General features: G+C 55.1%; 14 protein-coding genes, 1 tRNA gene and 1 pseudogene. 7 read left to right on the top strand and 9 right to left on the bottom strand.

Annotation, left to right across the window (positions count from 1 at the left end):
- Nucleotides 1–222: 222 nt before the first annotated feature.
- Nucleotides 223–2037: a monovalent cation:proton antiporter-2 (CPA2) family protein gene (locus tag Q1K07_RS06520; protein WP_300309303.1), complete on the bottom strand. Its 1815-nt coding sequence runs from the start codon at nt 2035–2037 to the stop codon at nt 223–225.
- Between the two features lie 307 nt (nt 2038–2344).
- Between Q1K07_RS06520 and Q1K07_RS06525 the strand changes: the two genes are divergently transcribed.
- The 4 genes from Q1K07_RS06525 (at nt 2345) to Q1K07_RS06540 (ending at nt 6333) form a co-directional block, all read left to right on the top strand.
- Entirely contained in the window at nt 2345–3595 is a 1251-nt protein-coding gene (locus tag Q1K07_RS06525; protein ID WP_300309304.1) for a M20/M25/M40 family metallo-hydrolase, read from the top strand.
- A 434-nt stretch (nt 3596–4029) separates the two neighbouring features.
- The gene (locus Q1K07_RS06530) at nt 4030–4395 is read left to right on the top strand and encodes an inorganic phosphate transporter (RefSeq protein WP_300309305.1); all 366 of its coding nucleotides are present in this window, start codon (nt 4030–4032) and stop codon (nt 4393–4395) included.
- A complete protein-coding gene (locus tag Q1K07_RS06535; RefSeq protein WP_300309306.1) occupies nt 4386–5627 on the top strand; it encodes an inorganic phosphate transporter in 1242 nt (413 codons plus the stop codon). The genes Q1K07_RS06530 and Q1K07_RS06535 overlap by 10 nt, the downstream gene beginning before the upstream one ends.
- 157 nt (nt 5628–5784) lie before the next feature.
- Nucleotides 5785–6333, top strand: a complete 549-nt coding sequence (locus Q1K07_RS06540; protein WP_300309307.1) for a GNAT family N-acetyltransferase — start codon at nt 5785–5787, stop codon at nt 6331–6333.
- Between the two features lie 84 nt (nt 6334–6417).
- Here Q1K07_RS06540 and Q1K07_RS06545 read toward each other — a convergent pair.
- Nucleotides 6418–6521: pseudogene (locus Q1K07_RS06545) on the bottom strand (APH(3') family aminoglycoside O-phosphotransferase); the annotation flags it as partial.
- 68 nt (nt 6522–6589) lie between these two features.
- Here Q1K07_RS06545 and Q1K07_RS06550 point away from each other — a divergent pair.
- Nucleotides 6590–8275, top strand: a complete 1686-nt coding sequence (locus tag Q1K07_RS06550) for a hypothetical protein (protein ID WP_300309308.1) — start codon at nt 6590–6592, stop codon at nt 8273–8275.
- A gap of 24 nt (nt 8276–8299) precedes the next feature.
- Here Q1K07_RS06550 and Q1K07_RS06555 read toward each other — a convergent pair whose 3' ends face one another.
- The 5 genes from Q1K07_RS06555 to Q1K07_RS06575 are packed head-to-tail and all read right to left on the bottom strand — an operon-like array spanning nt 8300 to nt 13509.
- The gene (locus Q1K07_RS06555; protein ID WP_300309309.1) at nt 8300–9295 is read right to left on the bottom strand and encodes a hypothetical protein; all 996 of its coding nucleotides are present in this window, start codon (nt 9293–9295) and stop codon (nt 8300–8302) included.
- Nucleotides 9292–10413 carry a hypothetical protein gene (locus Q1K07_RS06560; RefSeq protein ID WP_300309310.1) on the bottom strand — a complete coding sequence of 374 codons (1122 nt, stop codon included), beginning with the start codon at nt 10411–10413 and terminating at the stop codon, nt 9292–9294. Before Q1K07_RS06560 ends, Q1K07_RS06555 begins: the two co-directional genes overlap by 4 nt.
- The gene (locus Q1K07_RS06565; protein WP_300309311.1) at nt 10410–11621 is read right to left on the bottom strand and encodes a hypothetical protein; all 1212 of its coding nucleotides are present in this window, start codon (nt 11619–11621) and stop codon (nt 10410–10412) included. The genes Q1K07_RS06560 and Q1K07_RS06565 overlap by 4 nt, the downstream gene beginning before the upstream one ends.
- A complete protein-coding gene (locus Q1K07_RS06570) occupies nt 11621–12502 on the bottom strand; it encodes a ThiF family adenylyltransferase (RefSeq protein WP_300309312.1) in 882 nt (293 codons plus the stop codon). The genes Q1K07_RS06565 and Q1K07_RS06570 overlap by 1 nt, the downstream gene beginning before the upstream one ends.
- Nucleotides 12499–13509, bottom strand: coding sequence for a hypothetical protein (locus Q1K07_RS06575; RefSeq protein WP_300309313.1), 1011 nt, complete (start codon nt 13507–13509; stop codon nt 12499–12501). The genes Q1K07_RS06570 and Q1K07_RS06575 overlap by 4 nt, the downstream gene beginning before the upstream one ends.
- A gap of 244 nt (nt 13510–13753) precedes the next feature.
- On the opposite strand from Q1K07_RS06575, the gene Q1K07_RS06580 reads away from it, so the two are divergent.
- The gene (locus Q1K07_RS06580) at nt 13754–14236 is read left to right on the top strand and encodes a hypothetical protein (RefSeq protein WP_300309314.1); all 483 of its coding nucleotides are present in this window, start codon (nt 13754–13756) and stop codon (nt 14234–14236) included.
- A gap of 309 nt (nt 14237–14545) precedes the next feature.
- Nucleotides 14546–15610 carry an endonuclease/exonuclease/phosphatase family protein gene (locus tag Q1K07_RS06585; protein ID WP_300309315.1) on the top strand — a complete coding sequence of 355 codons (1065 nt, stop codon included), beginning with the start codon at nt 14546–14548 and terminating at the stop codon, nt 15608–15610.
- Between the two features lie 271 nt (nt 15611–15881).
- Here the strand turns inward: Q1K07_RS06585 and Q1K07_RS06590 are convergent, their stop codons facing one another.
- Together Q1K07_RS06590 and Q1K07_RS06595 are read right to left on the bottom strand one after the other, a co-directional pair.
- Nucleotides 15882–16610, bottom strand: a complete 729-nt coding sequence (locus tag Q1K07_RS06590; protein WP_300309316.1) for a LecA/PA-IL family lectin — start codon at nt 16608–16610, stop codon at nt 15882–15884.
- A gap of 760 nt (nt 16611–17370) precedes the next feature.
- Nucleotides 17371–17447: transfer RNA gene (locus Q1K07_RS06595), tRNA-Pro, on the bottom strand.
- Nucleotides 17448–17511: the final 64 nt, after the last annotated feature.

Here is a 17511-nt window from a genome sequence, read left to right on the forward strand (position 1 = left end):
ACGTTCTGAACCTGGCCTCCTGGAATGGCGTATTTGTACCTCACCAGGAGGCGATCTTTCCCCTTTCTGGCTATTCGCATTTGCAAGCCATAGGATTCTTTTGAAGTGTCGACTATCCAAAGGGCATGCCTCTGCGGTTAATCGAAATGGAATGTGAGACATGCTTGCGACATAGCTGCCAGAGGAAGGCTCTGGCAGCTTTCTTATGTCAGCGTTCTTGTATCAACGTTCTTGCATCAACGATGTCTCGGTTACCACTTGTTCGTCAGCTTCGAACAATTCCTCCAGCTCCTTGGCCGTCTGTTGTATGGTGCGGATTTGCTTGGTCTCGTCGCTGGAAACCTCCATCTGCCGCTTCAATGTCATCTCATCATGGTGGCGGAAAATATCTACTGTATGCTGAGCTCGATCACGGGGTATGTCGAGGGAAACGAGCACTTCCCGCGTCAGCTCCAGGCTGGCCGGCAGCAGGTCGCGAATGATGTCATTCACTCCTGCACGCATCAGGCGCTGGGCATGCTGGCGATTGCGTGCACGGGCAAACAGACGCAGCTTGGGGAAGCGGCGCTGTACACGCTCGACGATCTGCAGCGAGGTGTCTGGGTCGGTGATTGCGATGACCAGAATCTTGGCCTTGTCAGCTCCAGCGGCCTCCAGCAAATCGAGACGGGAAGCATCGCCGAAGTAGATTTCATTGCCGTAGCGGCGCACAAATTCAACATGCTTGGCGTTGATGTCGAGGATGGTGTAGGGAATCTTCATGCCCTGCAGGGTTCTACCGACGATCTGACCAAAGCGTCCGAAGCCGGCGATGATGACCTTGGGTGAGGTATCGGAGGGACGGTCGTAGTCAGGGTTCTTTTCTGTGTTTGGCATGAGTAGAGGACGTATCAACCGGGTGTGCAACTGGAAGAGTATTGGTGTCGCAGCCATGGAAAGTGAAACCACCAGTACCAGGAGACTGACCAGATCGGGAGCCAGCAAGGTAGCAGCACCGGCTGCGGTGAGGAGGACGAAGGCGAACTCTCCTCCTTGAGATAGCAGGACGCCGAGGTTCAATGCATCACGCCAACTGGTGCCATAGACTCGGCTGGCACTCGCTACGCTTAGCCATTTGAGCGCCAGCAATGCGGCCGTGAGGCCGAGTACCAGGGCCGGTTGTTCGGCAAGTAGTCCGATCTGGGCCGTCATACCTACGGCCATGAAGAAAAGCCCTAACAGCAAGCCGCGGAAGGGCTCGATATCGGCTTCAATACTGTGCCGATATTCGGAATCGGCCAGCAGGACGCCGGCAATGAAGGCTCCGAGTGCCATGGAGAGACCTGCCAGCTCCATCAGCAAGGCTGCGCCGATCACTACCAGAAGGGACGTGCCGGCAAAGACCTGGCGGCTACGGGTAGAAGCTGCGAAGCGAAACATCGGACGCAACAAGTAGCGTCCACCGATAATCAAGGCTGCAAAGGCACCTACACCAATCAAGGTATCTTTGAGCATGTTTTCCCAGCCCCCCGTGGCTCCTGGACCACCAGCCAGCATGGGAATGATGGCGAGAACAGGGATCGCTGCCATGTCCTGGAACAGCAGCAGGGCGAAGCTGAGGCGGCCATGACGGGTGGTCAGTTCTCCTTGCTCGCTGAGCAACTGGAGAACCAACGGGGTGGAACAAAGACCCAGGCTGAAGCCCACGACCAGGGCGGCGGGCAGGGAGAGCCCAAGCAGCATCGCCAACGCCGCCAGGACAGCACTGGTGATGGCCATCTGCAGACCACCGAAGCCGAATACTGGTCGACGCATCAGCTTGAGGCGGGATGGCTTGAGCTCCAGGCCAATGACAAACAACAGGAAGACGATGCCGACTTCAGCGAACTGCAGTACGGCTTCTGCATCGGGGATCAGACCTAGTACAGAGGGGCCAATGGCCACTCCGGCGAGCAAGTAACCCAGAACCTCGCCGAGACCAAGGCGCTTGGCCAAGGGAACGATGAGAACAGCGGCGGCAAGAAATATCAGGCTGTTGTAGAGCAGATCAATGGCCACAGGGCACTCCATTGCAAGGGGCGGGTGGATGCTCGACAAGGGCCTGGAAGATGACCCTGCTCACATCTCTTCTATCTCGATGATAGCTGACGAGACACCTGGAGTATTCCGGTATGTTCCCGTTTTTGTAGGGAAGATGTATGACAGTACTTGTCTACGGATCTACATGAGTCCTTCCTTGTTCCATGCCTCAGCAGAACCCGCCGTGTGAGGTGCCCCGTTAACATGCATATGTTCAACCTGATTGCGTTTCCCCTGGCCTCTGCTTATCTTCGGTAAGCTGATAACCACAAAACAGGAGTCACTAATGAAGCGCTCGATGCTAGCCATGGGATTGGCATGCGGCATGTTTACTGTTGCCACCGTACACGCCGCGCCACAACAGGATGTGTACGATGCCGTCGAGCAGCAGCGACAGCCGCTGCTGGATACATTGGAAACCCTGGTCAATATAGACTCTGGCACGGGATACGTTGCTGGCTTGAGTGAGGTCGAGGCGCTGCTTACTGAGCGTCTCGAGGCCCTCGGTGCTGAAGTGGAAGCTCATCCTGCCGAGGTCTACGGTGGCAATACCCTGGTTGGCCGGCTTCAAGGCAATGGCGATCGCAACATCATGTTGATGATCCACTACGACACTGTCTTTGGCGAAGGCACCGCCAAGGATCGCCCCTTCCGCGTTGAGGATGGGCGTGCCTATGGTCCGGGCGTCGGAGACGCCAAAGGTGGTGTCGCAGTGATTCTGCATAGCCTGGAGGTGCTGAAAACCCTTGGCTTTGACGACTATGGTCAACTGACCGTGGTCCTTAATCCTGATGAAGAGAAAGGGTCGCTGGGTTCTCGTGACCTGATTCAGCAACTGTCCGCGGATCAAGATGCGGTGCTGGTGTTCGAGCCGACGTTCAGTGAGGGCGCAACGGATGCAGTGACTGTCGTCACCAAAGGCATCAACTATGCCTTCCTCGAGGTAAAGGGCCGGGCCTCTCATGCCGGAGGTGCGCCAGAGCAGGGGCGCAATGCCATCATGGAGCTTTCCCATCAACTGCTCCAGCTGGGAGATCTCGGTGATCCAGACAAGGAGACAACCCTTAACTGGACGATTGTCGAAGGTGGCAGCAAACGCAATGTCATTCCCGAGCATGCTCAGGCGGAAGGTGATATGCGCTACGTCGATAGCAGTGAATATGAGCGGGTTCTGAACGAGGCCCGTGATATCACCTCAAATCAACTGATCGATGATACCGAGGTGAAGTTCCGTCTCGACAAGGGCCGGCCACCACTGCCTGCCAATCCTCAGACTCAAGCCCTTGCCGAGCAGGCCCAGAAGATCTATCAGGAGCTTGACCGAGAACTGTTGGCTGCCGAGATCGGTGGCGGTACTGATGCCGCCTACGCCTACCATGCCGATTCACCCACGCCTGCGGTGCTGGAATCCCTTGGCCTGGTAGGTGGGGGCTACCACAGTGATGAGGAATACGTGCAACTCGATAGTGTGGTACCACGACTTTATCTGACGACGCGTATGATCATGGAGCTGTCGGACGCCGAAGCCGAAGACTGAGCCTGCTGGCCGGATGTTGGAAGGCGGGCCTTGGCCTTGAAACCAAGGCCCGCCAACCAGCTGACGCCTTCCTTGATACTCATCGTTCCCCTTGGTGCAAAGAGATAGGCGGGATGAATGGTGTTGTTTACTTTTCATATTGTTGTCGTCGATGGCTCAAGGCGTCTTGGTGAAAGTTATTGAAACTTTCCGACATCTTGAGATTGGCTTGCTGTGGGCTGCAAGTTGACCTGAATACAGGTCCGCCCAAGGTTTCTATTGGGATTGAGGTGATAGCAGAGGGATAGTAGACCCCTCTGTCTGACTATTTCTTAGCTCCATGTCGGAGCCATGTGATGCATTGCAATGTCTATGTCATGATTTTCTCGTAAATTTACTTTCGTTCGTTATGTGCATGATCCGAAATGCAACATTGAAACGAGTGAGAGAGAATCATGGAAAATACGACTCAGCCTGCTGGAATATATGCAAAACAAGAGGGGGTGAGAGTTAGTATCTTTTTTGCCATCCTGCTTGTTTCTACCACTATATATTTTATGGCATGGGGAATGGGATATGTTAATGGAAACCATACTCTAATCTTTTTATTGGCGACATTGTTTGGTGTTTTCATGGCCTTCAATATTGGAGGAAATGATGTCGCCAACTCATTTGGCACTAGTGTCGGTGCGGGAACGCTTACAATAAAACAGGCATTATTTGTGGCGGCTATCTTCGAGGTCAGTGGAGCTGTCATTGCTGGTGGGGAAGTGACCTCGACCATTCGTGGCGGCATAGTGGATCTAGGGGCATGGATGTAGCACCGATGGACTTCGTCTTCATCATGATGTCTGCTTTAGTCGCGGCTGCACTTTGGTTGCTCTTTGCCAGCAAGAAGGGATATCCGGTATCGACGACACACTCGATTGTCGGTGCCATTGTGGGGAGCTCGATTACCCTGGGCATCTTGATGAGTGGCACTGGCTCAGCCATGGCGCTTGTCCAGTGGGGTAAGATTGGGCAAATCGCTATCTCCTGGGTACTTTCTCCTCTATTAGGAGGTGTTGTCGCCTACCTGCTGTATTCTCAGATTAAACGCCATATCCTCTCATATAACGAGCAAGCACAATCTCAGCTGAAGGTGATTCGTCAGGAAAAGCGTGAACATAAGAGGCGCCATAAAGAGGCTTTTGAAAGACTCTCGGAGATTCAAAAAATCTCTTATACGCATTCCATGACACGCGATATGCAAACCATCAATGATGGCGACTTTCAGGCGGATGAACTGGAGTCCGAGTTTTATCGAGATTTGCATGTCATTGAACAAAAGCGTAATGCCGTTAATTCCCATCGTGCTCTGGAAGCCTGGGTACCGATGATTGCTGCCATTGGTGCCATGATTATTTCTGCCATGCTGCTCTTCAAGGGGCTCAAGCATGTGCATTTGGGGCTGAGCACGCTGGACAACTATCTGATCATGGGGATGATTGGGGCTGGTGTCTGGATGGCAACATATATCTTCGCCAAGACATTGAAAGGCGAGTCGCTGGAACGCTCGACGTTTTTGATGTTCAGCTGGATGCAGGTGTTCACCGCATCAGGCTTTGCCTTCAGTCACGGCTCCAATGATATCGCCAATGCGATCGGGCCATTTGTCGCTATCCTGGAAGTGCTGCGTACCGGAGCCATCGGGTCGGAGGCATCGATTCCACCTATCGCGATGCTGACCTTTGGTGTCGCGCTGATTGTGGGCCTGTGGTTCATTGGCAAGGAAGTCATCAGGACGGTTGGTCACAATCTTACCAAGATGCATCCCGCCTCTGGCTTCTCAGCTGAGCTGGCGGCGGCCACGGTGGTCATGTTGGCGTCAATTCTTGGCCTGCCAGTTTCCAGTACGCACATCCTGATTGGCTCGGTACTTGGCATTGGGCTGGTGAACAGGCAAACCAACTGGGACTTGATGAAACCGATTGCCTTAGCCTGGATAATTACCTTGCCGGTTGCAGCCATGCTGGCTTCCGCCGCATTTCTGATTCTACGCAGCGTGTTCTGAGCTGAGTGCAATATCTGCTAGTACTTGTAGATATCAGCACTATTGGCACGATTCTGACGATGCTAAGTGGCACCTATCGCGAGTGTGTATCGAACCTTGACCGTCAAATAGCAGGAGACTAGTGTGCCATGAACTGTGACAAGAATGGGTCATCGCGATGACGCCTTCGTCAATACCGGCACATAAAGTTATTGTTCGCCGCGGGGACCTTGCCGACCTTCCACGGCTCTCGAAGAGTGACTTTTCTTTCGAGGTCGCAGCAGAACTTACCGAGCCATTTACGGGTGTCCAGATTGCCCCAGTTGCGCCACCATACCGTAAGGACTATGGCTTTGATGCAGACGAGTTGGCTGAATACCTTGATAGGCCTGATGGGGCGCTTTTCGTGGCCCTGGTGAATGGTAACCCTATTGGCTACATGGCAGTGTCCCAAGTCTGGAATAACTATGCGCTCATAGAGGACATAGCAGTGGATGCCCCTCATCGGGGGATCGGCGTTGCCCGTTTCATGATGGACGCAGCGGTAGAATGGGCACGTGGTGCGGCGTTGGCGGGTGTACGGCTTGAGACACAATCAAACAATATTACTGCCTGTCGCTTTTACGAACGGTACGGGTTCGTGCTCGGTGGCCATGATCGTTATCTATACCGGGGAATCCATCCTGACAGTCGAGAGGTAGCACTGTTCTGGTATCTGCATTTTTAAGTAGCACCCTGTTTTCATCATGGTGTAAAAGTTTCGGACTCGAGCTTCATTGATTTCGTAGCATTCAAGAAACGGTTTAACTCATTTGCTGCCCAGTTTTTCAGCAATGTCTCGGGTATTCGCTGCCCGGCCCTGATAATGATCGGTCACACCCAATCGACCGTAATCGATGAGCCGGTGAAGAGGCCAGTATATGCTTCAATGAAATCGGACACCCATGCAGCTGATGCGCTCACCACCTTGAGCGAGGCACCACATGATATCAAGACAACGACGACCTTTGGGCCTGGAGTTCAAGCAGAAGGCCGTGCGGCTGGTGTTTGTTGTCGTGATGCTTGTTGTGCTGGTCATTGTTGGATGGTCGTGGCTGGGGTTGAACAGCTCGTATTCGGCACGATCACTGAGTCTTCCAGCGATGCTTCCGCACAATTCAATCGAACGCGGACGCCTGTTTTTCGCATATGGTGATCTCGGTGTCATCGACCTCGATACGTTGGAAACGAATGCTCTGCCGTGGGCGCTGCTGACGGCCGCCTTGGCGCTTGATGCTGCGAAAGGTGATCCGCAGCGTGTGACGCCTGCCATGGTTGAAGATCAGTTTCGCAGTGTCGGGTTCCTCTATCCGGCCCAGGGTCGCGGTATTTCCATGCTGCCTTTTGGCGTGAATCTTGGGCGTGTTCAGCGTGTCATGCCGCCCATCAGCATTGCCACGGTCAATATTGGCTGCGCGGCCTGCCATGCAGGCGTCAGCTACGATTCAAGGGGATACCCTGACCCCGCTCTGCCAGTGGCCGGTACGCCCAATACGTCACTCGATCTTGAAGCCTATGCGCAGCTTGTCTATCGCAGTCTCAAGGGGGCCTTCTCCGATGAAACGGCGCTATGGCAAGCCATGGAACGGCTTCATCCGGACATGAGCTGGCGTGAGCGCCTGAGCCTGCGTCTTGTGGTATTTCCACAGGCACGCGCTCGGATGGAAGAGCTCGAGGCGAATGGCGATCAACCGTTGCCATTCCCGAACGGACGCCCAGGGCTGACCAACGGAGTGGCAGCGCTCAAGCAGCGGCTAGGCCTGGATACTTCCCATGATACTGTTGCCGGCTTCGTCTCCATTCCAGATCTGGCTGACAGAACTTTCAGGTCGAGCTTTCTGGCCGATGGTGCTTATGCCGTGCCCGGTACAGAGCGCTTCTCTCCACGCACCCGCAAGGAGGCTGCCGAGGCTGACCCGGTACTGCTGGGGCGTATTGCCTCATTCTTCACCGTGCCCAGCATGGGCATGTCGCCCAAGCGTGCAGAGGAAGAGATTCCCGCAGTCGTCGATATTGTGCGCTTTTTGGCGACCTATCGGGCGCCCGCCTTTCCTGGGGAGATTGAGCGAGAAAAGCTACCGCTCGGGCGCGAGGTCTATGCGCGTGACTGCGCACGCTGCCATGGCCGTTATGACGACAGCCTTGAGTCGCCGCGTCTGCAGCATTTCCCCAACTGGGCCGGCGATATCGGAACGGAAGCGACGCGCGCGGAAGTGTTTGATGCCGAACTGGCAGCCGCCGTCAGCGAGACCCACTACGCTGCGTATATTGAACCGGCAGCAACAGGCAAGCTGGTTGCGCTGCCCTTGTCTGGGGTGTGGGCTAGTGCTCCCTATTTCGTCAACGGCTCGGTGCCGACATTGCGCCATGTGCTGGAACCGGAGACGCGACCGGAGCGCTTCATGGTCGGCGGCCATCGGCTCGACATGGAAAAGGTCGGCCTGGCGCTGGCACCGGCACCGGGAAAAGGTGGTGTGTGGCGCTACCCCGCAGGCTATGAGCCTTTTTCCACTCCCGCCGAGGTGGATACACGTCAGCCGGGATTTTCCAACCGTGGACACGACGCTGAGGTAGAGGGGCTGACGACGAATGAGCGTGACGCCTTGCTGGAATATCTCAAGTTGTTATGAACGAGCTGCTATGAAATCGGGCTGTTATGAGGCCAGCAACAGTTCATTAACGGGGAGACGCTCATGCTTGGTTCGCCGGTCGCCGTCGGGTACACCGATGCGAAAGGCTTTGACTAATTGCCTGCCAGAAGGAAGCGGTGCAAGGCGTGCCATCGCCTCGGCTGTTTGCGTCCAGTCGGTCAGCACTGACAAGGGCCGGCCGGCAAGGCCTGCCTGTTCCATCGCCAGCCATGCACGATAGAGCGCGCGCCCTGTAATGAGAGGGTCCTCTCCCGTTGGCCGGTGGTATAGGGCAATCGCTGCTGCGTTTCCCGTGATTGCCGCCTCGGCGGTGAGCTTTGCTGCCAACCCTACGGTATCGAGTAGTGCAAAGAATGGCCCCAGTACAAGTCTGGCGCCCATTGCTTCGACTCGTCCCAATCCCATGGCGTCGGCGTTGAGGCCATCGCGCTCATAAGCGTCATGGCGCTGTGTCAGGCGCATCCAGTGGAGAAGTTCACGCCGCTGCGCAGCATCGCGCATGAAGTGCAGGCTTGCTTCGTCAGTAAGCTGGGCGATGCGAGTGAGTGTCGAGTGTTCGGTGATCAAGGAAATATCGGGATGACCTTCCAGCGGTGCAAGTTGTGCCAGCTGCTCCGCTTGGTGCAGCTTTCGAAAGGGCCCTCGCCATGTGGTGCGCGAGGTGACGAAAGCGGCCAGCGGATCGGCTTCGCCACCGCTTCCCACGCTGACGCTGGCGATAGACTGCGTCGGGTTGTCGTTCGGTAGTATCTCGATCCCGTCGATGTGCAGGTGCTCTTCGGAAAGTGCGATCGAAAGCCCCTCGATGAAAGCCCCATGTGACAGCCGTATATCGTGACCGTGCGGATCGGAAACGGGAAGCTGACGTGCTGGATCGGCTCGAATCAAGATCTTTCCCTGGTGCAGGGCGACGCGGGTTGGCTGGGTGTTGTGCGCGCTTGGAGCGAAACGTGCTCGGTCGATGAGCCGGGTAGCGAGGTCGTGGTCGACGGCGATCATGCTGATTCTCCGATGGTCCGGCTAAACAGAGCGAGCCGATGCAGCGGGCGGGCGTCGAGCTTTTCCATCTGGCGCAAGCTAGGCGCGTTCGAGTCGGCGATCCAGGTCGTGCCCAGGCGTTGGTAGCCGGCTTTTTTCAGCGCGGTGACGACCTGATACAGCATCGCTCCGTTGAGGCCCAGGCCATGCATGTGCCGAACAACGGATTGGTAGATCAGCACGGCACGCCGATTCATGAAGCGGTGGCGCAAGAAATGCCATGGGAAGGTGATACCGACTTTCCCGTTGCAAGCCGTCACCAGCGGGTTGAGATCCGGGATGACGAGGATGACACCAACCGCTTGGCCATGGTGGTGAAGGACACAGGAGATCCGCTTGTCGATGACCCACGACAGGTCACTGGCCTGGAACTCGTATTCGGCCTCGCTGACAGGTACGAACATGGGATTGTCGTGGAAACCATCATTGAGCACGAGCCGGGCATCAGCAAGACGTTCTCGGAAATGGCGGCGATCAATGGGGACAGTCTCATAATCTGTGTCAGCCAGAATGGCTTGTTGTGCTGGGCCGAGAAGACGTCGCGGGTCGAGTGATGTCAGGTCCGTCTCGAAGGTCGTCATCGGAAAGGTGGCATGGAAGCCATTCGCTTCAAGCAGAGCAGCAATGTGAGGAGGGGTATAGACCATATCCGTGTAAGGGGGCTCTTCGAAGCCACCTGTCATGACGCCGACTTGCTGCATGGCGGTGAGGTTGAAGTTGCCCGTTATTTCCTCCATTCCTGCCTTTCGGCTCCAATCCTCGACCGCTCCCAGCAGGGCTGAGGCAACTCCTGCATCGTTGGCGCATTCAAAGAAGCCGAATTGGGCGCGTCGCGTACCGTGCCTGTTGTTGGATGCGTCGTGGATGCTGGCGACAATGCGTCCCAAGGGTTGATCGCCGCGCCAAGCGACGAACAGTTCGAAATGCCCATGACCTTCGGTGACGAAGGGGTTGAGCATCGGATCGAGCATGCGCATGAAGTCGTTTTTCATGGCGGGCACATAAAGTGAATCGGAGGGATAGGCATTGGCAGGCACACGCAGGGCGGCTGCGACATCACCACGTGTCAGTCGTATCATGCTGCACCCTCATGTATTCGTGGAGCTGCGGCAAGAAGGCGTCCTGCCATCAATAGTGCCGTCTCGGTGGCCCTGTCGGCGGCGACGAGTGGAATACGTACCCCGATGAGGTCGAGGGGATGCGTATCTGCCACGATCAAGTGGCTGACGCCATGCGCGGCCATCAGTGCTGCCAGCCGCTCGGCAACGGCATCCTCCACCATCCCTTGCCAGGGACTGTCCGCCTGTCGCAGCACGACGTGGCGTTGCAGGTCGGATTGCAGCAGCGCTGGATCGTAGTCAGCGATGTCGGTTTCCCCTAGGCGTATGGCATGGTGGAACAATGGCTGGCGCAGGAGTTCTTCGAACAGATCATCACGAGTACGCGCCTTTGACACGGCCACGGAATCGAGGAGGCCCGGCTGTCCGGCTGTGAGCCATGCTCGTGCGACATCGCTGGCGAGGCCGATGACGAGTACTCCGCTAAGCGTGACGGCGGCCAGGCGCACACGGTCACCGGGTGAAAGCTCCGGCAGGCTCCACACAAGCCCCAGTGCCAGCAGGAGGCTCCCGCCGATTTGAAGGCCAATGACGCCTGCGTGGCCACCGCGCCGCTCGCCAGCCCGATCGATCAGCAACGCGAAGATGACCAGAAGCAAGGCGCCAAGCCCTCCAAGCCGCACTGGCAGGTAGGGGATAAGCGAGCGGAAATCAGTGATCATGAAGGGCAACAAAAAGAACGCGGCCATGCATAGCCGAGAAATGCCTTGCCTTTCGGCCGTCGAGAGTGAGCCGCGAGGATGGAGGAAAAGTAATAGCCCGCAAAAAAAGAAAGCGATCACCTGGAACAGCGCCAGTGCTAGATAGAGGCCGGGACCAGCCGCCTTCGGCACCAATAGCGCGAGAACAGCGATAATGATGCTGCCGGTGGCAATGCCCAGCTTGGCAATGCGCGGTGCATGCTGGCGCAGCATGCCTTCCACCACCAGCAATGCGGCAAGCGGGATAAAGGCGGCCAAACCGACAGAAAGGCGTCCCAACCAGCCGGCCCCACCGAGCCAATAAAACCCGCGAAGAAGAAACACCAGCGTGACGAGCCCCAATGCAAAGACGAAGCGGCGAGTCAGCCCGCCCTTCGGGTCCCGGGCACGGAAGATCAACAGGGCAAGGACAAGGCCGAATGTCCCGCAAAGATTGACGATGAAATCCGCGGCGACAGTTGTGTTCATCAGCCGATCATCTTTTTCAGTGCGCGGCGTACAAAGGGCCGTAGACATGCAGCAACGGGCGCAGGCAGTGGCCGCTCGATTCTCGGGCGATAGGGATTGAAGAACCAGCCTCGGCAGTCGGTTCCGGTCGGTTTGCCGAGCGCTAGCGCGATGGCTTCATAAGCCATCAGCATGCCGGTCGTTATCACCATGGTGGAGAAGGACATGCGGCTGCGATGTCCCGAGGCGACTTCGGCTGCAATGTCGAGATCGACATGATGGCGTGAAGAGGAGTGCAGCATGACGTATTCAATCTCGGCCATCATGGCTGCCTGTGTGTCGCTTTCCTCGATACTCCGCCAATCCTTGCCGACGGTAGGATAGCCCAGCCTTTCCTCCGGCCTGGGATCGGAAGGACGCACGAGCGTCACCGAGGGCAGCGGTGACATGTAGGCATCGATCACCGTTGCGCCTTGCTGCGTTGCGATACGATAGAGGTGGACGCCGGCAGGAATGTCATCCATGCCGTTGACGATGATAGGGCAGCGCGCAGCAATGTCCGGCAGCTGCTCGCTCCACTCCGAACCCAGTACCTCGATCTCTATTTGTGGATTGATCTCGAGCGCTGCTTCGGCTGCGCTGTCTGCCTTGGAACGACCGATGGTGGTGGCAGTGGCGAAGACTTGGCGATTGAGATTCGATATCTCGAAGGTATCAATGTCAGCAATGACGAAGCGGCCAATGCCCGCACGAACCAGGGCCATGAAGGCAGCACCACCCATGCCGCCGACGCCGCAGACGAAAATGCGCGTCTTTTGAAGCGTCTGTTGTTCCCCTGAACTGACAAAGCCGATATTGCGCGTGGTGAATGTTGCGTAATCGAATTCGGGAATGGTGTTCATGGTCGGCCTTTTTGCTTGAGGCTCGTCAGCTCGCGACGCTTTTGCTTACTCTGCTTTTGATGACGACGTGGTAGCAGCAACCCGTAAGGTCTAGAGGTGTCGAGCCAATGGAGAACCGGCAAGATCATGCTTTGCAGGAGCAAGAAAAATGCCGCTCCTGCGATGGCCGGTAGCGATCCTTTCGGCATCTCACGCAACAGGTAACGACGCGCAGCCGCCATGTCGATCTGCCCAAGCTGGAGCACGTCGTCACCACGCGCGTAGTCCAGCATCTCCCGACAGAAGGTGTTGTAGCGCTCGTCTCGATGCTTGGGTGCGTTCTCAAAGGTCTTCTTGAGGTCGTCCGATCCACCGGTATAGGCATTGGTGATAACGAAGCGCGCTTCATCGAACCCGGCGTCGTCACCGACGCCGAAGACATGACGATGCAGGCGCATGATCTGACGTGCGAGAGACAGATGAACGAAATGCTGTCGGGTGTCGTTACGAGGTGATGGAAAGACATCGGAGAATGTCTCACTGACCATTCCGATGATGGCGGGCACTTGGGTGACGTTGGAAATCCAGCGCGACCGGAGGCCTCCGCGCAGGAACAGGATCAGCACAGTCAGGCCGTAGAGCGCACTGGAAAGGCCGGTTTCGCGTGAGTCGGGATCAACAATGACGAGGCCAAGATGCAGAATTTGGTGTTTCTCTCCCGCAAACGTGGCATCCATCACCGCCAATGTGTTGAAGGCAACAGGCTTGCCGGTTGCCTTTTCCGTGATCAGCGTGACGACCGAGCGCGACAGGCGTTCTCTATCTCCCGAGAAGATACCGTATGTCAGTTCGCCTCCCTTCAAGGTGCGGCTGGCCACGAGGCGCAGCATTCCCACAAGTTCCTCAAGGGAAGGGTCGTCCAGAACGTTACCGGGATGAGCCACGATCCGAGTTTCGTAATGTCTATGAGTCGAGAGCCGCAGATCCAACTCAGGAGAAATCAACGCTCTCCACCAAGACTTGAACATGAAAACTCCGGAAGCGTGCGGGCTCTGGAAGTGTAGTCGCTGTCAAGAGTCATTTACGCTTGAACATGGTGGCATCCGCCATTGTGCTTTTGGTTTTCCTATCAAGAGTAAGCTAGCCTTGCGCATTATCACGGTCAATTTCAGCATCGCATCATTCTCCATGATGCGATGACCTCAGGGTATTCCCGTCCATCAGTCCTGTACTACCCACGCACAGGGTCCGGTTCTCAAAAGGAGCCCCGCGTTGAACAAGCTCGCCATCCTCGCTTTTGTTTCCATTGCCATGGTATCTGGACTTGCCAATGGCGCTGAATGGGGACAATACGGCAATGCACGATTTGGGTACTGGATTGATATCCCACCGAGATTCTCGGCCATTACGGAAGCGGACAATGGAGATGGCGGGATATCTCAATCAAGTGACGGCAGCGCGGAACTTCGCGTATGGGGCCGTCATCTCGTTCTGGCTGATGATTTTCAGGCAGAAGCCACAAGAGGGATCGATAAAGACGTAGAGAGCGGCTGGAATATTACTTACCAAAAGCAGCAATCAGATTGGGTGAGTTGGTCTGGAACAAAAGATGGAAGAACCTTCTACCAACGGGCCATTCCCGCGTGTAACAACGCAATAGCGTTCTTTAGGCTTGAATACGAAGATAATCAAAAAGAAGCGTTTCATCCTGTCGTGGAGAGGTTGGCAGCCTCGTTGCGGAGACAGTGTGGCTGATCTGCTTATAAATGGTGGCTCTTGCCATGTCTGTCAGAAGGTGCTCATTGGTACATTTTCCACAACTCAGCGCTGATCATCGACATGCAACGCTGTTGTCCTGGCTGCGCAGCATGATGATATCTCGTTTTGGGGGCGTTCCAAGCAAACGGCTGTATTCGCAGCTGAAAGCGGGCGGTGGCCCGATAGTTGCCGTCGTTCAGCGTTCTCCCGGACCAAGATGATAAGGTTCAATATGGCGACCTCGGCTTTCCCGCATAACCTCCGGGAGCTTTGGACGCTCATTGGCATCAACATGGAGGACGTGCCGTGCTGTCCATTGCTGTTACGACGCTTGCTATTCTGCTTCTGGGGATCACTATCCTGGCTCGATTGCCGTTTCACTGGTGGTGGATACGCTGTTGCGAGTTTCCGCGCATGCAGATTTCCATGCTGGCCCTGCTGACACTGTTGCTTGCTTCTCTCTCCGAGTCTCCCTGGCGCTGGCTGGCAGTGTCGAGCAGCCTTGTCACCCTGGTCATCCAGGCATGTTACATCTTGCCCTGGACACGCCTCTGGCCCGTTCAGGTCCAACGTGCTGAACCCGGCCAGGACGAACGCTGCATTAGATTGCTGGTTGCCAACGTACTGACCCCCAACCGCAATGCCGCAGGGTTGATCGAGCTCATCAACCAGCATGAGCCGGATATCGTGTTGACGCTTGAGTCCGATGACTGGTGGGGGAAGCAACTTGATGCCGCACTGGCCAAACAGTGGCCACATGTCGTCCGTATCCCTCAGGACAACCTCTACGGCATGCACCTCTATTCCCGATTGCCACTGGTATCGCCACAGGTCGAACGGCTGATCCAGGACGATATTCCTTCCATCTCGACTGGGGTGACGTTGCGCTGCGGGGAGGATATTCAATTATACGCTGTGCATCCGCGCCCACCGGCACCCAATGAGAGCAAGGAGTCCCTGTGGCGAGATGCTGAACTGCTGCTGATCGGCAAGCGCATTCATGATGGCGCTTTCCCGGCCCTAGTGGCTGGAGACCTCAATGATGTGGCCTGGTCGCGTACGACCCGGCTCTTCTGCCGTGTCAGTGGCATGCTTGATCCGCGTCGAGGCCGCGGCATGTTCAGCACCTTTCATGCTCATTATCCGCTACTGCGCTGGCCGCTTGACCATGTCTTCTCGAGTGAACATTTCACGCTACGCGACATGCGACGCTTGCCGGGATTCGGGTCGGACCATTTCCCGATTCTCACCACGCTTTGCTATCGACCTTCTCGAGCTGATGAACACGAGACGCCCGAGGCAAATGGCGATGAACATCGTGAAGCCCGTGCGACCATTCGTGAGGGCAAGGAAAGGGAGCAGGAAGATTGAACCAGAAGAGGAGAGCGCAGATCTCAGATTCTGGCGAACGGGATCCGGAGACTCTCGACGAACACGCTGAGCCCCGAACATGTCGTGTGTCGATCGAGGAATCCAATGGAAGTTTCGACCACTCTTGAGCTGGTCTGAGCTAGCCCATATTCCTGGGCTGGCTCATGCAAAAAGGAACGGCCGAATATCATGCAGTGAAGGATACAACACCTTACCGAATGAGTAAGGTGTTGTATGTGCCTTTAATATTGCGCTTGTTGCGGGTGTCGCTTTATTCTGCTCGTGTTACATCCATGTGTATGGAAAACTCTCCTCTATTATCGACATGTGAACCAGGCTGATCATTGACGATAAATGATACTTCTCCATCCTCTGGAGCAACAAAGTCTGTCAATTCTTCTCCTGCAGGGTAGTAGGTATCAGCTATTTTCATTACTACCGAGGCCAGCTGTGCAGGAGGGAATATGGCGTTCTTGCTCGATCCACGCATTGACCCATTGGGTCCTAGTCCTTTTCCTTCTTGGGATATATGAATCGTTCCGCTGGCTTTGACTGTAATAATGTCACCTTTTTTCACAACCAGGTTGGTTTTAACGCCACTCTCGCTATTTCCTGGCAGAGTCCCATCCCAAGTTTCGACATTAGATTGTGAAGATTCAGCGTAGACCTCAACGTGAAATTCTCCAGAGTTATCTGAAAAAGTGCCAGGTCTATCATTGAATAAAAATGAAATCTCACCGCTTTCCGGAACATCCCACCGATAGAGGTAGTTTCCAACAGAATATTTTTTGTTGTTGATTACAGCGACCAAGGTGGCAATGGATTCAGGTAGGTCATCCCTGCCGGCGGCTCCCTGAGGGGCTGCCCACGCACTTTCACCCCTTGAATACTTGACCCATCCGTTGGCCAGAATAGTGATGACATCTCCCTTGTTTACCTTGATTCCGCTCGGAATTCCATTTTCTTCCGCGGCACTGACATTTCCTGACCATAGTTTCATGACGCTTCTCCAAATCCATCTGTGAATAAAGAAAATCTTCACATCTCAGATATTTTCCTAGATGAGATTTTCAATATGAAACTACAATAATTCATTGAGATAAATGCCATATAAACATAAGCATTTATGCATCCATATTGCAGTATGAAATCTAGCAGTAATGGTGAAACTTTATGTTATTTATTTACGTTTTTTGTGCGTTGGTGTTGTTTTGCCAAGTCGTCGTGTGACTACTATCGCAGAAAAACATGGTAATATTTTTTTATTTGAATGAATTGTATAATACTTATATTTAGCCTAACTATTCCCTTTAGGCTCTCGAGGTATCACATATCTTCTTTCGGTTAGTCACAGGGCTCATGGAGCGGGCCAATCGTGTAGCAATCATGTGTGTGGCTAGTTCTCGTCATACAGTCCAAGACTCTTGCGGCGCCTAGGGGGCTCATCAACTTTGTCAAAGATTGCCTGGCAAATGGTCACGACACGGCTTCTATGGATTCCTGGGGCGGCAAGTCCAGTTAACTTCTCCTGGCCATCTTTACATCATCGGCAATCCAAGCTTCGGGCATTCGTTCTCAGTTTTCTTGGCTCTCGTGTATGCAGTATCTCTGGTGTGCAGAAGATCAAGCTGAAGATGTTGGAGGGAAGGGCGGAGGGTCGGGTGCGAAATCAATAGCAGAGTTTTGGAAATATTTGGGGAGCAACGAAAAAACCGCCACTCGGAATGATCCGTAAGTGACGGTTTAGTCTGCAATTCTAGTGGTCGGAGCGACAGGATTCGAACCTGCGACCTTTGCAACCCCATTGCAACGCGCTACCAAGCTGCGCCACGCTCCGACTTGCTTTCAGGGTCTTGGCCCCTGAGAACGAGGCGTATACTAGCGCGTTCATTTACAAATGG

The organism is Halomonas sp. (genome assembly GCF_029263665.1).
In the GTDB taxonomy this organism is placed as follows: Bacteria; Pseudomonadota; Gammaproteobacteria; order Pseudomonadales; family Halomonadaceae; genus Halomonas.

Excerpts from the sequence above, each read along its gene's own strand:
- Q1K07_RS06525 (WP_300309304.1), top strand. The coding sequence starts at position 2,345 with ATGAAGCGCTCGATGCTAGCCATGGGATTGGCATGCGGCATGTTTACT.
- Q1K07_RS06530 (WP_300309305.1), top strand. The coding sequence starts at position 4,030 with ATGGAAAATACGACTCAGCCTGCTGGAATATATGCAAAACAAGAGGGG.
- Q1K07_RS06535 (WP_300309306.1), top strand. The coding sequence starts at position 4,386 with ATGGATGTAGCACCGATGGACTTCGTCTTCATCATGATGTCTGCTTTA.
- Q1K07_RS06540 (WP_300309307.1), top strand. The coding sequence starts at position 5,785 with ATGACGCCTTCGTCAATACCGGCACATAAAGTTATTGTTCGCCGCGGG.
- Q1K07_RS06550 (WP_300309308.1), top strand. The coding sequence starts at position 6,590 with ATGATATCAAGACAACGACGACCTTTGGGCCTGGAGTTCAAGCAGAAG.
- Q1K07_RS06555 (WP_300309309.1), bottom strand. The coding sequence starts at position 9,295 with ATGATCGCCGTCGACCACGACCTCGCTACCCGGCTCATCGACCGAGCA.
- Q1K07_RS06560 (WP_300309310.1), bottom strand. The coding sequence starts at position 10,413 with ATGATACGACTGACACGTGGTGATGTCGCAGCCGCCCTGCGTGTGCCT.
- Q1K07_RS06565 (WP_300309311.1), bottom strand. The coding sequence starts at position 11,621 with ATGAACACAACTGTCGCCGCGGATTTCATCGTCAATCTTTGCGGGACA.
- Q1K07_RS06570 (WP_300309312.1), bottom strand. The coding sequence starts at position 12,502 with ATGAACACCATTCCCGAATTCGATTACGCAACATTCACCACGCGCAAT.
- Q1K07_RS06575 (WP_300309313.1), bottom strand. The coding sequence starts at position 13,509 with ATGTTCAAGTCTTGGTGGAGAGCGTTGATTTCTCCTGAGTTGGATCTG.
- Q1K07_RS06590 (WP_300309316.1), bottom strand. The coding sequence starts at position 16,610 with ATGAAACTATGGTCAGGAAATGTCAGTGCCGCGGAAGAAAATGGAATT.